Consider the following 17,120-nt stretch of genomic DNA (forward strand, 5'->3'; position numbering starts at 1 on the left):
ACCTTGTACGGCATGCGATGCTCGGCACCGTGCAGAGCAGTCACACAAGCCCCGTCTTCGTCGGCCGCAGCGCCGAGCTGACCGCCCTCGGAGAGGCCCTGTCCCGGGCGCACGCCGGGGAGCCCCGCGCCCTCTTCGTGGGCGGCGAGGCCGGCGTCGGCAAGACCCGGCTGATTCAGGAGTTCCTCGGCCGGGCCGCCGCGGACGGTGCCGTCGTCGCCCTCGGCGGCTGCGTCGAAACCGGCGCCGATGCCCTGCCGTACCACCCCGTCTCCACCGCCCTGCGCTCCCTGCGCCGCCAGCTCGGCGCGGAGCTCGACGCCGCGGTCGCCGGCCAGGAGGGCGAGCTCGCCCGGCTGCTGCCCGAGCTCGGCGAGATGGACCGGGGCCGCCCCGAAACCGACGGCCGCGCCCGGCTCTTCGAGCTCACCGTCCGCCTCCTGGAGCGCCTCGCGGCGGACCGGACCCTCATCCTGGCCCTGGAGGACCTGCACTGGGCCGACCGCTCCACGCGCGAGCTGCTCAGCTATCTGCTGCGCGCCCTCACCGACAGCCGCCTGCTCATCGTCGCCACCTACCGCACCGACGACCTGCACCGCCGCCACCCGCTGCGTCCCGCCCTCGCCGAGTACGAGCGGCTGCGCACCGTCACCCGCCTCGAGCTGCCCCGCTTCGACCGCACCGAGGTCCGCCGCCAGCTCGCCGCCCTCCGCGGCGAGGCCCCGCCCGAGCAGGTCCTTGACCGGGTCTTCGAACGCTCCGAGGGCAACGCCTTCTTCGTTGAGGAGCTGGCCTGCAGCATCCTCGAAGGCTCCCCGGGCGGCATCAGCGACACCCTGCGCGACCTTTTGCTGGTCCGGGTCGAGGCACTGCCGGACGAGGTACAGCGGGTGGTGCGGATCGCCGCCGGGGGCGGCTCCGAGGTGGAGTTCCGGCTACTGGCCACCGTCACGGGCCTCGCCGTGGACGAGCTGATCGGCACCCTGCGTACCGCTGTCGGCGCCGCCGTCCTGCAGCCCGCCGACGAGGGCGAGTCCTTCCGCTTCCGGCACGCCCTGATGCGCGAGGCCGTGGCCGGCGACCTGCTGCCCGGCGAGCGCTCGCGGCTCAGCCGCCGCTATGCCGAGGCGCTGGAGGCCGACCCCACACTCGTACGGTCCGAGGAGCGGGCCGGACGCCTGGCCGGCTACTGGTTCGACGCCCGCGACCCTGCCAGGGCGCTGCCCGCCGTGATCGCCGCGGCGGGCAGCGCCCGCGGCCGGTACGCGTTCGCCGAGCAGCACCATCTGCTGGAGCGGGCGCTGGAGCTGTGGGACGACACCCCCGAGGAACTGCGCCGGCAGTCGATGCGGCAAGGCGTCGAGGAAGACCTGTGTCCGGCCATCTCCCCGGACATGCCCGGGGACTTCGTGGACCTGCTCGCCGCGATCACCGTCGCCGCGCGCCTCGCGGGAGAGCGGGAGCGGGCACTCGCCATCTGCAAGCGGGCGCTGCGCAAGCTGGAGGGCGATCTGTCCCCGAGCTCTCGACCTGGCTCGAACGGCGGAGACCCTCTTCGTGCGGCCTGGTTCTGGACCGAGCGCTACCGGCTGGTGCGCGACCTGTCCCGCTCCGACGGCTGGGACGAGATCGCCCAGGCCCAGAAGCTGTTGAAGGGCCTGCCGCCGTCCGTCGTGCACGCCGATGTACTGACACATGCGGCGCACTGGTCCGTCGTGCACCAGCCCGCGCGGACCGCTCTCAAGACCGCGGAACAGGCGGTGGAGCTCTGCCGGATGACGGGCGCCGAGATCACCGGACTCGCCGCACAGCACACCCTGGCCTGGCTGACCATCCACTCGGGCGACGTCGAGGCCGGGCTCGCGCGGGCCCGCGACGTGTGCGCCCGGGACCTGGAGCCGGGCAACGCCAGTGTCGTGCTGAATGGCTACGGCAACCTGTCCACGGCGCTGCACGGCCTCGGCCGCTACGCCGAGGCCGTCGAGACCGCCGAGGAAGGCAGTGGCCTCGCCGAGCGGTACGGGCTGCCGAACATTGCCTCGTTCATCGACGGCAACCTCGCCGAGTCCCTCATCCATCTCGGCCGCTGGGCCGAAGCCGACGAAGTGATCGAGCGGGCCCTCGGCCGCCGTGCGGTGAGCGTCCGCATCCGGGCGCTGATCGCCGAGCGGAGGGCCGAACTGGCCCTGGCCCGGGGCGCGTACGACGAGGCCCGGCTCCGGATTGAGGAGTCCGAGAGCGGCAGCACCGGCTCTTACCCGGAGCCACAGCACACCCTGGCCGTGGGGCGCATGGCCATCGCGCTGGCGATCGCCGACGGCCGGATTCTCGACGCCCGCTCCCTGCTGGAGTCAGCGGTCGGCGAGGCCATCCCCTTCGGCCACCACCGCTACGGATGGCCGCTGCTGTACGAGGCCGCGGCGGCGGAGGCGCGGGCCCGCGGGCTCGCGGTGGCCGAGCCGGGGCGCAAGGCGGCGGTGGAGCGGATCCGCAAGGCGATGAAGGGCCAGCCCGAGTTCGTACCGCTGTGGGCCGCGCAGGCCCTGATGACCCGGGCCGAGCTGCTCACCGCCGAGGGCCGGGACGCCACCGCTGACTGGACGGAGGCCGTCGCCGCCACCGAGCAACTGGAGGCCCCGGCACTGCTGGCCACCGCCCGGTTGCGGCTCGCGGAGGCCCTGATCACCGAGGGCCGCACCGGGTCCCGCTCAGCCGCCGGTGAGTTGCTGCGGCAGGCCGAGGCGGTGGCGCGCGAGCTGGGAGCGGCGCCGCTCGAGACGGAGATCACCACGCTGGCCGGCCGCGCTCGGATCCGGCTGCGGCAGGCCGACGGGGAGGCGGCTCCGCCCCCGGCGCCGGCGGTGTCGCTGGGGCTCACCGCCCGGGAGCGGGACGTGCTGCGGCTGGTCGCCGCCGGGCGGAGCAACCGGAGGATCGCGGAGGAGCTGTTCATCTCGCCGAAGACGGCGAGCGTGCATGTCTCCAACATCCTGGCCAAGCTGGGCGCTTCAGGCCGAGGAGAGGCCGCGGCCATCGCGCACCGGCTGGGGGTTTTCGACGAGTGACGCTCCGCTGAGGTGCACAGCCTGATGGGGTCCGCGAGCTCCGCCCGCGGACCCCATCAGTCAGCTGACCTCCAGCCGCGGAACGCGGGCGGCGCGGCGTTGTTGAGGACACCGAATCGCCCGGGTGCGGGCGGCGTCGAGTCAGGGCCGGGCGGCGAGGGCCTCGACCTCGAACAGCACGTCAGGCGCAGCCAGGCTCGCGACACCGATGAGGGTCTGCGTGGGCGGTTTCGTCCCCCAGCCCTCCTGCACAGCCTCGGCGATTGGCCCGAGCTTGCTGACGTCATGGTTCACCACATACGTCCTGAGCTGGACGACATGGCTGAGGTCGAGCCCATGGGCGGAGAGAGCGACGCCGATGTTGCGGAACGTCTGCTTCACCTGCTCGGTGAAGTCGGCCGAGACGACCGCGCCGTCCGGGCCCGATCCGTACTGACCCGCGATCAGCACCAGTTCCGTACCTGCGGGGACGGTGGCGGTGTGGCTGTAGCCGAACGGGACCGGGTCGTGCAAACCGTCCGGATTGACAATGGCGTGTGCCATGCGGGTCACCTCTTCATGTGCGATGGGTCTGTGTGGTGCTGCTAAAGCCTCGCAACGAATCACGACATCCTGTGTCGTGTATTCCAGTACGGTCTTCGTATGCGCGCCGATCGGTTGGTCTCGCTGGTGCTGCTGCTGCGGCAGCACGGTCGGCTGTCCGCGGCCGCGCTGGCCCGCGAACTGGAGGTATCCACCCGCACCGTGCTGCGCGACATCGATGCGCTGTCCGCGGCCGGTGTCCCGGTCTATGCCGAACGCGGTCGGCACGGCGGTTTCGCGTTGCTGCCCGGTTTCCGGACCGAGCTCACCGGACTGAACCATGACGAGGCGCTTGCTCTGCTGATCGCCGGATCGCGGCGCGGCGCGCAGGTATTCGGCCTCGGCCCGGCGCTGGCTTCGGCCATGCGCAAGGTGGTTGACGCGCTACCCGAGAGCTATCGGGCCACCGCGGCCGGCGCGGCTCAGCGATTGCTCATCGATCCGGAGACCGATCTCCTCTCGCGCCGGCTGGTTCCTGAGGAGGTGCCCGACACCATCGTGGCCGAGGTCCGGCGCGCCGTGCTTGCCGGACACAAGCTACGCATCCACTACGCGGCTGTGGACCAGACCCCGAAGTGGCGCACGGTGGACCCGATCGGCCTGGTCACCGTACGCGACCAGGGCTACTTGCTGGCCACGAGGTCTGGCGCGGACCGCACTTACCGGCTGTCCCGCATCCTGGCCGCCGAGGAACTCGCCGAACCGGCCCAGCGACCGGACCGGGTCGATCTGGACCGGGCCTGGCAGGAACGCAGCACGCGGTTTCGGACCGGCGGCGACCAAGTCACCGTGCTGGTACGGGTGAACCCGGCGCGGCGGGAGGACCTGGTGGGCACCGCGCTGGCTGTCCTCACCGAGGAAGCCGACGCAGACGGCTGGCTGCGGCTGGAGGTGACCTTCCAAGATCCGAGACACGCCGAATGGGCGCTGTGGCAGCTCGCCACGAGCGCGGAGGCCCTGGCCCCGCAGTGGTTGCGCGACTCCCTGCGCAACCGCGCCGCCGCGATCGCCACCTGCTACGGAGTGTCAAAGGCAACTCCGGCTGCGCCGACGTCATTGACGATCGACGTCGGCGCAAGCAGTATGCACGACAGTCGCGTACCTGAGGCATAACGTTTGCTTCAGGCACCCGACTTCAGGCTCTAGAAGAACCCAAGCTTCTTCGGCGAATAGGACACCAGGAGGTTCTTCGTCTGCTGGTAGTGGTCCAGCATCATCTTGTGGGTCTCGCGGCCGATGCCGGACTGCTTGTAGCCGCCGAACGCGGCGTGCGCCGGGTAGGCGTGGTAGCAGTTGGTCCATACCCGGCCCGCCTGGATGGCCCGGCCCGCGCGGTAGGCCGTGGTGCCGTCACGGGTCCACACCCCCGCCCCCAGTCCGTACAGCGAGTCGTTGGCGATGCCGATCGCGTCGTCGAGGTCCGCGAACGACGTCACCGCCACCACCGGGCCGAAGATCTCCTCCTGGAAGACCCGCATGTGGTTGCCGCCCTCCAGGACGGTGGGCCGGACGTAGTAGCCGCCCTCCAGTTCGCCGCCGAGCTCGGCGCGGGCGCCACCGGTGAGCACGCGGGCGCCCTCCTCCCGCCCGATGTCCAGATAGGAGAGGATCTTCGCCATCTGGTCGCCGGACGCCTGCGCGCCGATCATGGTGCCGGTGTCCAGCGGATGACCCTGCACGATCTTCTCCGTGCGGGCCACGGCCGCGTCCATGAAGTCCCGGTAGTGGCCGCCCTGGGCCAGCGCGCGGGACGGACAGGTGCACACCTCGCCCTGGTTGAGGGCGAACATGGTGAAGCCCTCCAGCGCCTTGTCGTAGAAGTCGTCGTCGGCCGACGACACGTCGTCGAAGAAGATGTTCGGGCTCTTGCCGCCCAGTTCCAGCGTGACCGGCTTGAGGTTCTCGCTCGCGTACCCCATGATCAGGCGGCCGGTCGCGGTCTCGCCGGTGAAGGAGATCTTGGCCACGCGCGGGCTGGACGCCAGCGGCCTGCCGGCCTCCTCCCCGAAGCCGTTGACGATGTTGACCACGCCCGGCGGCAGCAGGTCGGCGACCAGGCTCAGCCACACGTGGACCGACGCGGGGGTCTGCTCGGCGGGCTTGAGGACCACCGCGTTGCCCGCGGCCAGCGCCGGAGCCAGCTTCCAGGCGGCCAGCAGGATCGGGAAGTTCCACGGGATGATCTGGGCGACGACCCCCAGCGGCTCGTGGAAGTGGTACGCGACGGTGTCCTCGTCGAGCTCGGAAAGGCTGCCCTCCTGCGCCCGGATCGCTCCGGCGAAGTAGCGGAACTGGTCGATGGCCAGCGGGATGTCGGCCGCCAGCGCCTCCCGTACCGGCTTGCCGTTCTCCCACGTCTCGGCGACCGCCAGCTCCTCCAGATGGGCCTCCATCCGGTCGGCGACCTTGTTGAGGACGGCGGCGCGTTCGGCGGCCGGGGTACGGCCCCAGGCGTGCGCGGCCGCGTGCGCGGCGTCCAGCGCCCGCTCGACGTCCTCCGCGGTACCGCGCGCGACCTCGGTGAACGGCCGGCCGTTGACGGGCGTCGGGTTCTCGAAGTACCGGCCCTGCTTGGGCGGGACGTACTCGCCCCCGATCCAGTGGTCGTAGCGCGACTGGAAGCGGACGATCGAGCCTTCACTGCCGGGACTTGCGTAGCGCGTCATGAGCGGCCCCTCCGTGCGGATGCGCCGCCCGCGCCGTCACGGGCGGCGTCGCGGCGAGGCTAGCCGCGGCCACGTTGCATGGACGTTGCCGCCCGGGAGGCGTACGCGAGGGCGGGATCCGCGGCCGGGTGCGGGCTGGGGTGGGGGTCGTCCGGGCTGTGGTCTGTGGTCGGGTGCGGGCTGGGGTGGGGGCTGGCCGGGCCGCGGTCTGTGGTCGGGCGGGGATCGGCTGGGCCTTGGTCCGCGGCCGGGCGGGTGCTGGGGCACGGGTCGCCCAGGCCGTAGGCCGCGCGCAGCCAGTCGATGCGCCGGACCAGCGCGGTCCGGCCGGGCGCGCACGCGGGCAGCGCCGCAAGCAGCGCCTCGCACACCTCCAGGTCGTCCTCGCCCCACGGGGACTCCGTCCAGCGGCGCAGCAGTTCCGGGTCCCGGCGGGACAGCACCGCCCACCGCAGCCGGTCCTCCAGCCTCCGCCGCATCCGGCAGACGCCGGGCGCGTCCGACAGGGGCAGCAGCGGCCCGTGGTACGCGCGCAGCGCGGCGTGCAGGTTCCCGGCCGCCAACTCCTCCGCCACCGCCGTCACGTCGGTGACCAGCGGGGCGCACAGCCGGTACGGGCGCGAGGCGAGCAGCGGGCCCGCCAGCCGGCGCAGCCGCGACAGTTCGGCGCGCAGCGTCACCGGGGAGCGCTGGTCGGCCCGCTCGCCGTACAGCTCCAGGGCCAGGCGTTCGCCGGTCAGGCCCTCCGGGTGACCGGCCAGCAGCACCATGATCTCGCTGTGCCGCCGGCTCAGGCGTATCCGTTCGCCGTCGGCGACCAGCAGCGCGTCGTCCCGGCCCAGCGCGGTCAGCGCGACCCGCGGGCCGGTCGGGTACGAGGCGGGCGCCGCGAGCTGGGCCTCGGCGGCGCGGGCGGTCGCCCGCACCAGGGCCAGGCTCTGCGGGGCGGCCAGATGGTCGCCGCCGGTGATGTCGACCGCGCCCAGCAGCCGCCCGGTCCGCGGGTCGTGGAGTGGCGCGGCGGCACACGTCCACGGCTGCACCCGGGGGTTGTAGTGCTCGGTGGCGAAGATCTGGACGGCGTGGTCGACGGTCAGGGCGGTGCCCGGCGCGTTGGTGCCCGCGTGGCGCTCGTCCCATCGGGCGCCGGCCACGAAGTTCATGCGCTCGGCGCGCCGCCGGACGCCGCTGTGCCCCTCGACCCACAGCAGCCGCCCCTGCTCGTCGCAGACCGCTAGCAGATGGGCCCCGTCATCGGCGATGCTGCCGAGCAGCTCCCGGAAGAGCGGCATGACGCGGGACAGCGGATGCTCGGCCCGGTACGCCGCCAGCTCCGCGTCCGCGAGGTCGATCGGCGCCATGGCCTCCGGACTCGCCAGCGCGTCGGCTGAGCGCCGCCAGGAGGCCGCGACGACCGGGCGCACACCGGGGCCCACGGACCCTTGGGCCAGGAACGCCTCGTGGGCGCGGCGCACCGCGCGGCTGCGCTCCGCCGGGTCCGTACCCGGCGCCATCGCCAGCCATGGATCGACCACACGGCCTCGCTTCATCGGACGGACGGTTCCGCGGCCACGTTCCCGCGCGGGAGGCCGCCCCGCAACGGCGGGAACAAGCCCCGCGGGGAACAAGCCCCGCGGGGTGCGCGGCGCCCTGCGCGATCTCGTACGGCGCGGCCCTGTACCGCACGGTGCGCCGCGGCTCGTATACCACACGGTGCCGCAGCCGTGTACCACACGGCGCGCCGTGACGGTGGCGCCTTGTCCGTCCTCGCGCGTCATCCGGCCCCCGCCGTCGGAGCCCGGAGCGCGGGTGAAACGATGTGGACGTCATGGAAGCGCGGCATGTGGGGCACGTACTGCGGGCGCTGCGAGCCGCGGTGTTCGCAGCGGTCTGCGTGCTGCTCGCGGCGCTGGGCCACGCGGTCATGTCCGGCGCGGCCGTCCCGTGGTGGGCGATCGCCTCGGCGCTGGCGGTCACCGGGGGCGCCGCGTGGTGCCTGGCGGGCCGGGAACGCGGACCGCTGCTGGTGACCGGTGCCACGGTGGGCGCGCAGCTCGCGCTGCATACGGTGTTCACCCTCGCCCAGGAGGCGGCGGCCGGACGGTCGGTGCCGTCAGCGGGTGCTGGTGCCGGTGCCGGTGCAGCCGGTGTCGGTGCGGGGGCAGGCGCAGGTGCCGAGGGGCTTCGCGGTGGCGGGTTGGGCGCCTCGCGCTGCGGCGCCTTCCTTCCCCTGGATCCGGGCGGGCACGCGGGCCATCTCCACCAGGCCGGACAGGTCGGCTCGGGTGGGATGCCGGAGCACGGGATGTCCCACGGGGCGTCCATGCCGGGCACGGACATGTCGGGAATGGGCATGTCCGCGATGGACATGGCCGGCATGCATCACGGGCACGGTGCGCTGGGCATGTGGTCCGCGCACGTCCTGGTCGCCCTGATCTGCGGCATCTGGCTGTCCGGCGGCGAACAGGCCGCCTTCCGGCTCGGCCGCACCCTTGCCGTACGGCTCTTCGCCCCCCTCCTGCGCCTGCTCCGTGACCCCGCGCCGGTCGCCGGGCCGCCCCGCGTCCGCCCCGCGCACCACGGCGCGGGACAGCGGCTGCGCCGGCTGCTGCTCGTCCATGTCATCGCCACCCGTGGTCCGCCGCCGTGCGGCGCCGTCGTTTGACGGCTGCCCACCAGGCCACCGACCACATCACCGGGCTCCGCCGCCGCGCGGCGGCCGAGTCCGGATTCCAGGAAGGACCGCAGGCGATGACTCCTGCCCTTGTCCGGGCGATGACCCCTGCCCACGTTCGGGCGCCGGCTCCGGCCCGAGTTCGGGCCGTGCCACCTCGGCACCCGGCCCCCGGTTCACCCGACCCCGCTCCAGCGGCCGGTTCACCCCAGCTCGCTCCAGCGGCTGGTGAGCTCCCGCAGCTCCCGTGCGCGGTCGCGCCAGTCGCGACAGGCCGGGCACTGCCGCAGATGCGCGTCGAGAACGTCGTCCGGGATGTCCGGCGGCATGTCCTCGCCGTCGAGCCGCGCCGAGATGGCGGTGTGAAAATCAGAGCAGTCCACGCCCGTATCGTCTCTCGCCGCCACGGAGGTGGCGATGCGTGACCGCGACGACGAGGCGCTGACCGCCTGGGCGCTCGCCGCGGGCGGCGGGGACGCCGAGGCCGTGGACCGCTTCATCCGGGCGACCCGCACCGATGTGTGGCGATATGTCTCCCGGCTGAGCGATGACCCGCAGTCGGCGGACGACCTGGTCCAGGAGACGTATCTGCGGGCGCTGCGCGGCCTGCCGAACTTCGAGGCCCGGTCCTCCGCCCGTACCTGGCTGCTGTCGATCGCCCGCCGGGCCGTCGTGGACCGGCTGCGCTGGAACGCGGCCCGGCCGCGGCTCTCGGACACCGACGACTGGCAGTCGGTGGCCGAACGCACCCAGGCCCGCGCCCTGCCCCAGCTCGGCTTCGACGAGGGCGTGGCGCTGTCGCAGCTGCTGGCCCTGCTGCCGTACGAACGGCGTGAGGCGTTCGTCCTGACGCAGCTGCTGGGGCTGCCGTACGCGGAGGCCGCGGTCGTCGCGGGCTGCCCGGTGGGCACGGTCCGCTCCCGCGTGGCACGCGCCCGCGAGGCGCTGATCGCGCAGCTGACGACGGCGGAACGGGACGCGTCGGACGGACCGGGCGCGCTGGCTGCGTCGGTTACGCCCGGTGCACCAGGGGCTCCGGGTGCGCCGGGCTTGGTGGCTACGCCGGGCACGACCGCGAAGGTGGCCGGAGGCGGCATCGCCGCGGCGGCCGGACGGTGCGACCGCGTACCGGCGCTCGCGGGATCCCGCTGACGCGGGGCAGAGGCACGTGGGGGCCACGGGGACGCGGAGGCGCTCCCGTGGCCCCCACACCGCACGGGTCACGGCCCGGCGTTCACGCCATTGCCCGCGGCCGAACGCTGGGCCGCTCTCCCAGCCTGTGGGCGGGGGGCGGGCTCCCGGCCCATACACGGGGCCGCTCCCAGCCGTACGCGGGGGTCACTCCCAGAACTAGGCGGGGGGATACGCGCCGGCCGCGATTGTCAGTGCCGCGCCGTACGGTGACGTCATGGCAGCCAGCATCGATCTGACCCTCGACTGCGCGGACGCGCGGCTTCTCGCCGACTTCTGGAAGGCGGCGCTCGGCTACATCGACGAGCCCCCGCCTCCTCCCTTCGCGACGCGCGAGGAGTGGCTCGCGCAGTTCGACCTGTCGGAGGACGACTCCGCCGACGACGTGGCGTGGCTCTGCGATCCCGACGGTGTCGGCCCCCGCCTGTCCATCCTCAAGGTCCCCGAGCCGAAGACGGCGAAGAACCGGCTTCATATAGACATCCGGTTGCCCCGGCACGGCAGCCCCGAGGAGCGGTGGGCGCGGATCAGGGCGGAGGCACGGCGGCTGGTGGCGGCGGGCGGGACCCTCCTGGAGGAGGTCGACGAGCACCATGTCGTGATGGCCGATCCGGAGGGGAACGAGTTCTGCGTCGCCTGAGCACCGCCAGGAGGGTGCGTCAGCCGTGTACAGGGGAGGCGTTCTCGTAGGCGCGGTCGGCGGTCGGCGGTTGGCGGTCGGGGGCGGCTGGGAGGCGCGTGCGCCGGAACGCGTCAGAGCTGTCCCGGGCGGATGACGACCGCCTCCACGCGCACCTGCCCGCTGTCGCGGAAGTGCAGGACGAACGGCACGCGTTCGCCCACGCGCAGCCGCGGCGGGTCCTCCACCATGACGTCCACCCCGGACGCGGACATCCGTACGGTGCCGCCCGCGGGAAGGGCCACCGACGGGACCATCCGCATGGCGCCCGCCCCTTTGCGCACGACCGTGCGGCTCAGCATGGCGCGGCCCGTCTCCGGTGAGGTGACGCGCACGAGCTCGTCGTCCACGCCGCCGTCGTTGCGCAGGTCGAAGAAGGCGGCCGTCACGTCCGGGTTCGTCGGCACCAGCATCCGTGCCGCGATGACCGACGGCTGGGCGGGGCTGCCCGCCGCCCCGGTCGCGGCCCACGCCGTGAGCCCGGCCAGAGCGAGGACGCTCGCGGCGACGGGGGCGAGGGCGGCCCGTACGGCGGTCAGATCGGTCATCAACGCCCCCAGGCGGTGTCGGTGGAGTTCCGCGGACGCGAACGCGGATGTGTACGTGTACGTGTCGGGCGGCGGGTGCGGTGGCCCGCGGCGCCGCCGGACGCGGACGGCTGCCATCCGCGCAGCCGCAGGCTGTTCGCGACCACGATCACCGAACTCGCGGACATCGCGGCGGCGGCGACCATCGGGTTGAGCCAGCCGACGGCGGCCAGCGGGATGGTCACCAGGTTGTAGCCGAACGCCCAGGCCAGATTGGTGCGTACGGTGCCCAGGGTGCGGCGGGCCAGCCGCACCGCGTCGGCCACCGCCGCCATGTCCTCGCGCACCAGCGTCACGTCGGCGGCGCCGATGGCCGCGTCCGTACCGCTGCCCATGGCGATGCCCAGGTCGGCCCCGGCCAGCGCCGCGGCGTCGTTGACGCCGTCGCCGATGACGGCGACGCGGTGGCCGCGCTCGCGGAGGGCGCGGACCAGCTCCGCCTTGCCCTCCGGGGTGGTGCGGGCGTGCACCTCGTCGATGCCCAGCTGCTCGGCGACGGCGCGGGCGGCGGCCTCGCTGTCACCGGTCGCGAGCACCGGCCGCAGCCCGAGCCGCTTGAGGTGGTGCACGGCGCGGTAGCCGCCGGAGCGGAGTGCGTCCCCGAGCACGATCACGGCCTCGGGACGCCCGTCCACCCACACGACGACGGCCGTATGCCCGGCCCGTTCGGCGGCCGCCACGGCGTGGCCCAACTCGTCGGGCAGCGCACCGTCCGCCGGGGTGGCGCCCCGGCGCGGCCCCTCCCCGTGGCCACCGGTGCCGGCGGCGGCACGCCGCCCATCGCCCGCCGCGCCGTCGGCCGGGCCGCCCGGGACACCGCCCGGGCCGGCACTCGCCGGTGCGGTGGCGCCCCGGCGCGGCGCCGGTCCACCCGCGCACGTGCGGGTGGCCGCCGCGGCGGCTCGGCCACCCGCGTCCACCCCGGCGGCACCGCCGCCTGCCCCCGCCTCCGACGGTGATCCGGCGGCGTCCGGCCCTGGAGGTGGGGTGGCGCCCTCCGCCGTTCCGCCGCCGCCCGGGGCGCCGGTGACGCTGTTCTCCGCACCGGCCCGTCCGCTGGCGGGCGTACCCCGGGTGCCGGACCCGCCGCACGCCTCCGGCCGCGACGGCGCGCCCGGCCCGTCAGTCGCCCCCAGCTCGGGCAGTGACCCGCATGCCTCTGCCTCCGACGACGATCCGGCCGAGTCCGGTCCGGCCGTGTCCGGCCCGGCGGTGTCCGGCTCGGCCGGGGAACCGCCCGTGTCCGAGGCGGGCGGTGCCCCGTCCGCGGCCGACTCGGGCCGCGGTCCGCGCGCGTCGGGCCCCGGTGGCGACCCGACCGCGTCCGGGCGTACGACCTCCACCCGCCGGCCCGCCACCGCGCCGCTGACGCCGAGGCCCGGCGTTGCCGTGAAGTCCGCGACCGTCGGAAGGTCGTCCTCCGGCGCGGTGCTGCGGGCGTGGGCGGTCACCGCGCGGCCTACCGGGTGCTCCGAGCCCTGCTCGACCGCGCCCGCCAAGCGGAGCGCCGTCTCCGCGCCGACGCCGTCCGGGCGGGCCGTCACCTCCAGGACGTGCATCGCGCCGTGGGTCAGCGTGCCCGTCTTGTCCAGTACGACGGTGTCGACCCGGCGCAGGCCCTCCAGCGCCTGCGGCCCGCTGACCAGGATGCCCAGTTGCGCGCCGCGGCCGGTGGCCGCGAGCAGGGCCGTGGGGGTGGCCAGGCCGAGGGCGCACGGGCAGGCCACGACCAGGACCGCCACCGCCGCCGTGACCGCCGCCTGCGGGTCGGCGCCCGCACCGAGCCAGAATCCGAGCACGGTGACCGCGACCGCCAGCACCGACGGTACGAACACCGCGGCGACCGCGTCGGCCAGCCGCTGCACCCGGGCCTTGCCCGCCTGCGCGTCCGCCACCAGCCGGGCGATCCGGGCCAGCTGGGTGTCGGCGCCGACCGCCTCGGCCCGTACCTCCAGCAGGCCACCGGAGTTGACCGCCCCGCCGACGACCGCCGAGCCGGGCCCCACCTCCACCGGTGCGCTCTCGCCGGTGACGAGCGACAGGTCCAGGGCCGAGCCGCCGTGCGTGACGACGCCGTCGGTGGCCACGCGTTCCCCGGGGCGTACCACGAACCGGTCGCCGACCCGCAGCCGTTCGACGGGAACCCGGCGCTCGGTGCCGTCCGCGTCCCGCACGGCCACGTCCTTCACGGCGAGCGAGGCCAGGGCGCGCAGCGCGGACCCCGTACCGCGCCGGGCGCGCCCCTCCAGCAGCCGCCCCGCCAGCACGAACAGCGTCACGCCGACCGCCGCTTCGAGGTACACGTGCGCGGTGCCGCCCGAGGCGGACGGCAGCAGGGAAAACGGCATCCGCATGCCCGGCTCCCCGGCCCCGCCGAGGAACAGCGCGTACGTCGACCAGCCGAAGGACGCGACGACACCCAGCGACACCAGCGTGTCCATCGTCGCGCCGCCGTGCCGCAGACCCCGCAGCGCCCGGGCGTGGAACGGCCAGGCCCCCCACACCGCGACCGGGGCGGCCAGGACGAAGCACAGCCACTGCCAGTTGCGGAACTGCAGCGCCGGGACCATGGACAGCACGAGTACGGGGACCGACAGCAGGGCGGTGACCAGCAGCCGCGTCCGCCCGAGGAGATCGGCGTCCGGCGCGGCCTCGTCGTCCTCGGCTGCCGGCGGCTTCTCCCGCGGCGGGAGCGCGGCGGTGAACCCGGCGGCCTCCACCACGGCCACCAGCTCCTCGACACCGACCTCGGCGGGATGGCTGACCCGCGCCCGGCCGGTGGCCAGGTTGACGGTGGCGCTGACCCCTTCGAGCTTGCCCAGCTTCCGCTCCACCCGGCCCACGCACGCGGCGCAGGTCATCCCGCCCACCACCAGCTCGGTGGTGGTGGCAGGGGCGGGGGCGACGGGCGCGCTCACCGGCCCGCCCCCGCCCCCATGTCGTGCATGTCGTCCATGTGCCCGGAGCCGCCCGAGCCCCCACTGCCGCCCTTCTCGTGCATTCCCGGGGCCACCGGCCCCACGGCCGAGCCCACGGCGTACGCGACGCCGAACATCGCGGCGAGCAGCAGGAGGAATCCCGTCAGAACGACGGTCGGACTGTGCTGACGTGAGGTCATCGCCGCTCCAGAAACGCGGTCGACCGGGAAGCCGGCCGGGGATGGGGGAGCGGCCATCGTGACACGCCCCAGAGCCCGGACCCGCGCCTTCACTCACCAGATGACACGTGAGGATTCTCCTCTTCGCGCCCGGGAACCAGCGCCCCCGCGCGGCCGACTTCCTGTGGATGCCGGACCTCCATACGGCACGCCTCACCGTCACCGCGGACGCCCGGGAACTCATCCGCACTTCCGTACGACTTCTTCGGGGACCCACGACATCCGAGGAGCCGCAGCCGTGTCCCTGCCCGACCCGATCCCGTTGCTCGGCCGCGCGTACAAGCGCGATCCCTACCCGCTGTACGAGCGGTTGCGCGCCGCCGGGCCCATCCACCGGGTGCGCTTCCCCAGTGGTGTCGCCGCGTGGCTGGTCACCGGCCACCGGGCCGCGGTGCAGACACTCGCCGACCCCAGGCTGGGCAAGAGCCACGACCTCGGCAACGATCGCTGGCGCGAACGCGCCTCGATCATGCCCGAGCCGCAGCACTCCCAGCTCCAGGTGCACCTGCTGCACCAGGACCCGCCCCGGCACACCGCCATGCGCCGCCTGATCCTCGACACCTTCGCGCCGCGCCGCGTCGAGGCGATGCGCCCTCGCTTCCAGGAGATCGCCGACGAACTGGTCGACGCCATGCCGCCGGTCTCGGGGGCCGGGGACGGCGCCGATCTCGTACGGTGCTTCGCCGCCCGCTTCCCCTTCCTCGTCCTCGCCGAGGTCATCGGCCTGCCGCCGCGCCTGGCCGCCGCGTTCCGCCGCGAGTGGGGCAAGGTCGTCCAGCCGGTCGGCCCGAAGGACCCGGGCCGCCCCGCCTACGAGGCGCTGCTGCGCGGCCTGCAGGGCTACATCGCCGAGGTCGTCGCGGAGAAGCGGCAGCGGCCCGCGGACGATCTGCTGACCCGGCTGGTCACCGCCTGCGAAGGTGGCGAACTGACCGCGGAGGAACGGGACTCCATGGTCTTCCAGCTCCTCGTCGCCGGTCAGGAACCGGTCACCAACCAGATCACCACTGCCCTCATGGCGCTGTTCCGCCACCCGGAGGCCCTCGACCGGCTCCGCGCGGAACCGGAGATCCTGCCCCGCGCGGTGGAGGAACTGCTCCGCTACGACGCCGCGTTCGAACTCACCACCTGGCGCTTCCTCGCCGAGGACGCGGACCTGCACGGCACCCGGGTCCCGGCGGGCGACTCGGTGATCGTCTCGCTGTGCGCCGCCAACCGGGATCCGGAGCGGTTCGCCGACCCCGACGCCCTCGACCTCGACCGGGCTGACGGCTCCCATCTCGCATTCGGGCACGGCATCCACTTCTGCCCCGGTGCCGCGCTCGCCCGTATCGAACTCCAGGTCGCCCTCGGGACCCTGCTCGCCCGGCTGCCCGGCCTGCGGCTCGCCGTACCCGACGAGGACATCGAGTGGATCCCCGCCGTCCTCGGCCGCGGCACCCCGCACCTGCCCGTCTCCTACGAACCGCGTGTGTGCCCCCGTGACCGCGACTGACACCACCATGACCGCGCCCAAGACGGCTGCGACCCAGACCGCCGCGCCGGAGACCGCGCAGGAAACCGCCGCGCCGGAAAACGCCGTGACCGACACCGTCAGCACCAGCGCCCGCATCCTGGCGCTCCTACTTCCGCACCGAAGAGCAGCTGAGCCTGACGCCGCCGGGGGCGCCGCCGACCCGACACACCCCGGCTACGCCGAACAGCTCCGCCAGATCGGGCAGTTCGTCCGCGCCGGAGAGCCGGTCGTCTTCACCCTCCCCGGCTTCCCCTGCAAGTCGCCCAACCCCGCCAAGGTGCTCGGCCACCTCCCCGACGAGGGCGAGCGGCTGTCGCTCGCCTTCCTGGACCGGCTGTGCGCGCGGGTCGGCGAGGTCCACGCGCCCGGCGCGCGCATGCTCATCTGCTCCGACGGCCATGTCTTCGGCGACCTGATCCGCGTCCCCGACGCGCACATCGACGCGTACGCCGACGAACTGCGCGCCATGATCAGCGACGCCGGGCTGACCCGGCTGTCCACCTTCGACCTGCGCGAGGTGTACGGCGACCTTCCGTACGACACCAAGCGGGCCCTGGTGGACGAGGCGTACGCACCCTCCGCCGAACGCCTGCGCGCCGAGGTCCGCACCGACGCGGACACGCTCCGCCTCTACCGGGGCATCACCCGCTTCCTGGTGGAGGACACGACTGACTTCGCCGGCACCCGGTCCGCCCTCCAGCGTGAGTGCCGGACCCGCGCCTACGGCGTGATCGCACGCAGCCGCGCGTGGGGCGATCTGATCGCCGACCACCATCCGCGCTCGGTCCGGCTGTCGATCCACCCGCAGCGGTACGGATCGGCCAAGTTCGGCATACGGCTGCTGGATTCCGACGACATCTGGGCAACGCCCTGGCACACGACGGTGCTGTGCGGCGCCGACGGCCGCCGACGGCTGATGCGCCGCGCCGACGCGGAGCGGCTGGGCCGGCTTGTACTGCACGACGGCCGCCCCAGCCACTTCGAGGCCGCCCGGCCGGAGTGA

Annotated in this window: 14 protein-coding genes; 7 read left to right on the forward strand and 7 right to left on the reverse strand. The window is 74.1% G+C overall.

All coding sequences use genetic code 11. The features are described 5' to 3' along the window. The first annotated feature begins 29 nt into the window (after window positions 1-29). Window positions 30-3,065: a helix-turn-helix transcriptional regulator gene (locus Q3Y56_RS29675; RefSeq protein ID WP_304464848.1), complete on the forward strand. Its 3,036-nt coding sequence runs from the start codon at window positions 30-32 to the stop codon at window positions 3,063-3,065. A 141-nt stretch (window positions 3,066-3,206) separates the two neighbouring features. Here the strand turns inward: Q3Y56_RS29675 and Q3Y56_RS29680 are convergent, their stop codons facing one another. Beyond that, window positions 3,207-3,608: a RidA family protein gene (locus Q3Y56_RS29680; protein ID WP_304464849.1), complete on the reverse strand. Its 402-nt coding sequence runs from the start codon at window positions 3,606-3,608 to the stop codon at window positions 3,207-3,209. 99 nt (window positions 3,609-3,707) lie between these two features. On the opposite strand from Q3Y56_RS29680, the gene Q3Y56_RS29685 reads away from it, so the two are divergent. Then, a complete protein-coding gene (locus Q3Y56_RS29685) occupies window positions 3,708-4,760 on the forward strand; it encodes a YafY family protein (RefSeq protein WP_304464850.1) in 1,053 nt (350 codons plus the stop codon). Between the two features lie 29 nt (window positions 4,761-4,789). On the opposite strand, the gene Q3Y56_RS29690 is transcribed toward Q3Y56_RS29685, so the two are convergent. Next, window positions 4,790-6,313: an aldehyde dehydrogenase family protein gene (locus Q3Y56_RS29690; RefSeq protein ID WP_304464851.1), complete on the reverse strand. Its 1,524-nt coding sequence runs from the start codon at window positions 6,311-6,313 to the stop codon at window positions 4,790-4,792. A gap of 59 nt (window positions 6,314-6,372) precedes the next feature. Next, window positions 6,373-7,848 (reverse strand): helix-turn-helix domain-containing protein, encoded by a 1,476-nt coding sequence (locus Q3Y56_RS29695; protein WP_304465858.1) that lies wholly within the window; start codon window positions 7,846-7,848, stop codon window positions 6,373-6,375. Between the two features lie 293 nt (window positions 7,849-8,141). Between Q3Y56_RS29695 and Q3Y56_RS29700 the strand changes: the two genes are divergently transcribed. Further along, the gene (locus Q3Y56_RS29700; protein WP_304464852.1) at window positions 8,142-8,978 is read left to right on the forward strand and encodes a PE-PGRS family protein; all 837 of its coding nucleotides are present in this window, start codon (window positions 8,142-8,144) and stop codon (window positions 8,976-8,978) included. 212 nt (window positions 8,979-9,190) lie between these two features. Here the strand turns inward: Q3Y56_RS29700 and Q3Y56_RS29705 are convergent, their stop codons facing one another. Continuing rightward, entirely contained in the window at window positions 9,191-9,370 is a 180-nt protein-coding gene (locus tag Q3Y56_RS29705; protein WP_304464853.1) for a zf-HC2 domain-containing protein, read from the reverse strand. 34 nt (window positions 9,371-9,404) lie between these two features. Here Q3Y56_RS29705 and Q3Y56_RS29710 point away from each other — a divergent pair, with 34 nt between their 5' ends. Then, window positions 9,405-10,139, forward strand: a complete 735-nt coding sequence (locus Q3Y56_RS29710) for a sigma-70 family RNA polymerase sigma factor (RefSeq protein WP_304464854.1) — start codon at window positions 9,405-9,407, stop codon at window positions 10,137-10,139. Between the two features lie 256 nt (window positions 10,140-10,395). Continuing rightward, window positions 10,396-10,818 (forward strand): VOC family protein, encoded by a 423-nt coding sequence (locus tag Q3Y56_RS29715; RefSeq protein WP_304464855.1) that lies wholly within the window; start codon window positions 10,396-10,398, stop codon window positions 10,816-10,818. A 113-nt stretch (window positions 10,819-10,931) separates the two neighbouring features. On the opposite strand, the gene Q3Y56_RS29720 is transcribed toward Q3Y56_RS29715, so the two are convergent. From Q3Y56_RS29720 to Q3Y56_RS29730, 3 genes are read right to left on the reverse strand one after another with little or no spacing between them, the layout of a single operon-like run. Then, window positions 10,932-11,405 carry a copper chaperone PCu(A)C gene (locus tag Q3Y56_RS29720; RefSeq protein WP_304464856.1) on the reverse strand — a complete coding sequence of 158 codons (474 nt, stop codon included), beginning with the start codon at window positions 11,403-11,405 and terminating at the stop codon, window positions 10,932-10,934. Beyond that, window positions 11,405-14,305: an HAD-IC family P-type ATPase gene (locus tag Q3Y56_RS29725; protein ID WP_304465859.1), complete on the reverse strand. Its 2,901-nt coding sequence runs from the start codon at window positions 14,303-14,305 to the stop codon at window positions 11,405-11,407. Before Q3Y56_RS29725 ends, Q3Y56_RS29720 begins: the two co-directional genes overlap by 1 nt. A gap of 53 nt (window positions 14,306-14,358) precedes the next feature. Next, window positions 14,359-14,562: a hypothetical protein gene (locus Q3Y56_RS29730; protein ID WP_304464857.1), complete on the reverse strand. Its 204-nt coding sequence runs from the start codon at window positions 14,560-14,562 to the stop codon at window positions 14,359-14,361. Between the two features lie 277 nt (window positions 14,563-14,839). On the opposite strand from Q3Y56_RS29730, the gene Q3Y56_RS29735 reads away from it, so the two are divergent. Together Q3Y56_RS29735 and Q3Y56_RS29740 are read left to right on the forward strand one after the other, a co-directional pair. Continuing rightward, window positions 14,840-16,096, forward strand: a complete 1,257-nt coding sequence (locus Q3Y56_RS29735) for a cytochrome P450 (RefSeq protein ID WP_304464858.1) — start codon at window positions 14,840-14,842, stop codon at window positions 16,094-16,096. Next, complete coding sequence (locus Q3Y56_RS29740; RefSeq protein WP_304464859.1) at window positions 16,083-17,120, forward strand: isocyanide synthase family protein; 1,038 nt, start codon at window positions 16,083-16,085, stop codon at window positions 17,118-17,120. Before Q3Y56_RS29735 ends, Q3Y56_RS29740 begins: the two co-directional genes overlap by 14 nt.

Origin of the sequence: Streptomyces sp. XD-27, from assembly GCF_030553055.1 — a bacterium.
Classification (GTDB): domain Bacteria; phylum Actinomycetota; class Actinomycetes; order Streptomycetales; family Streptomycetaceae; genus Streptomyces.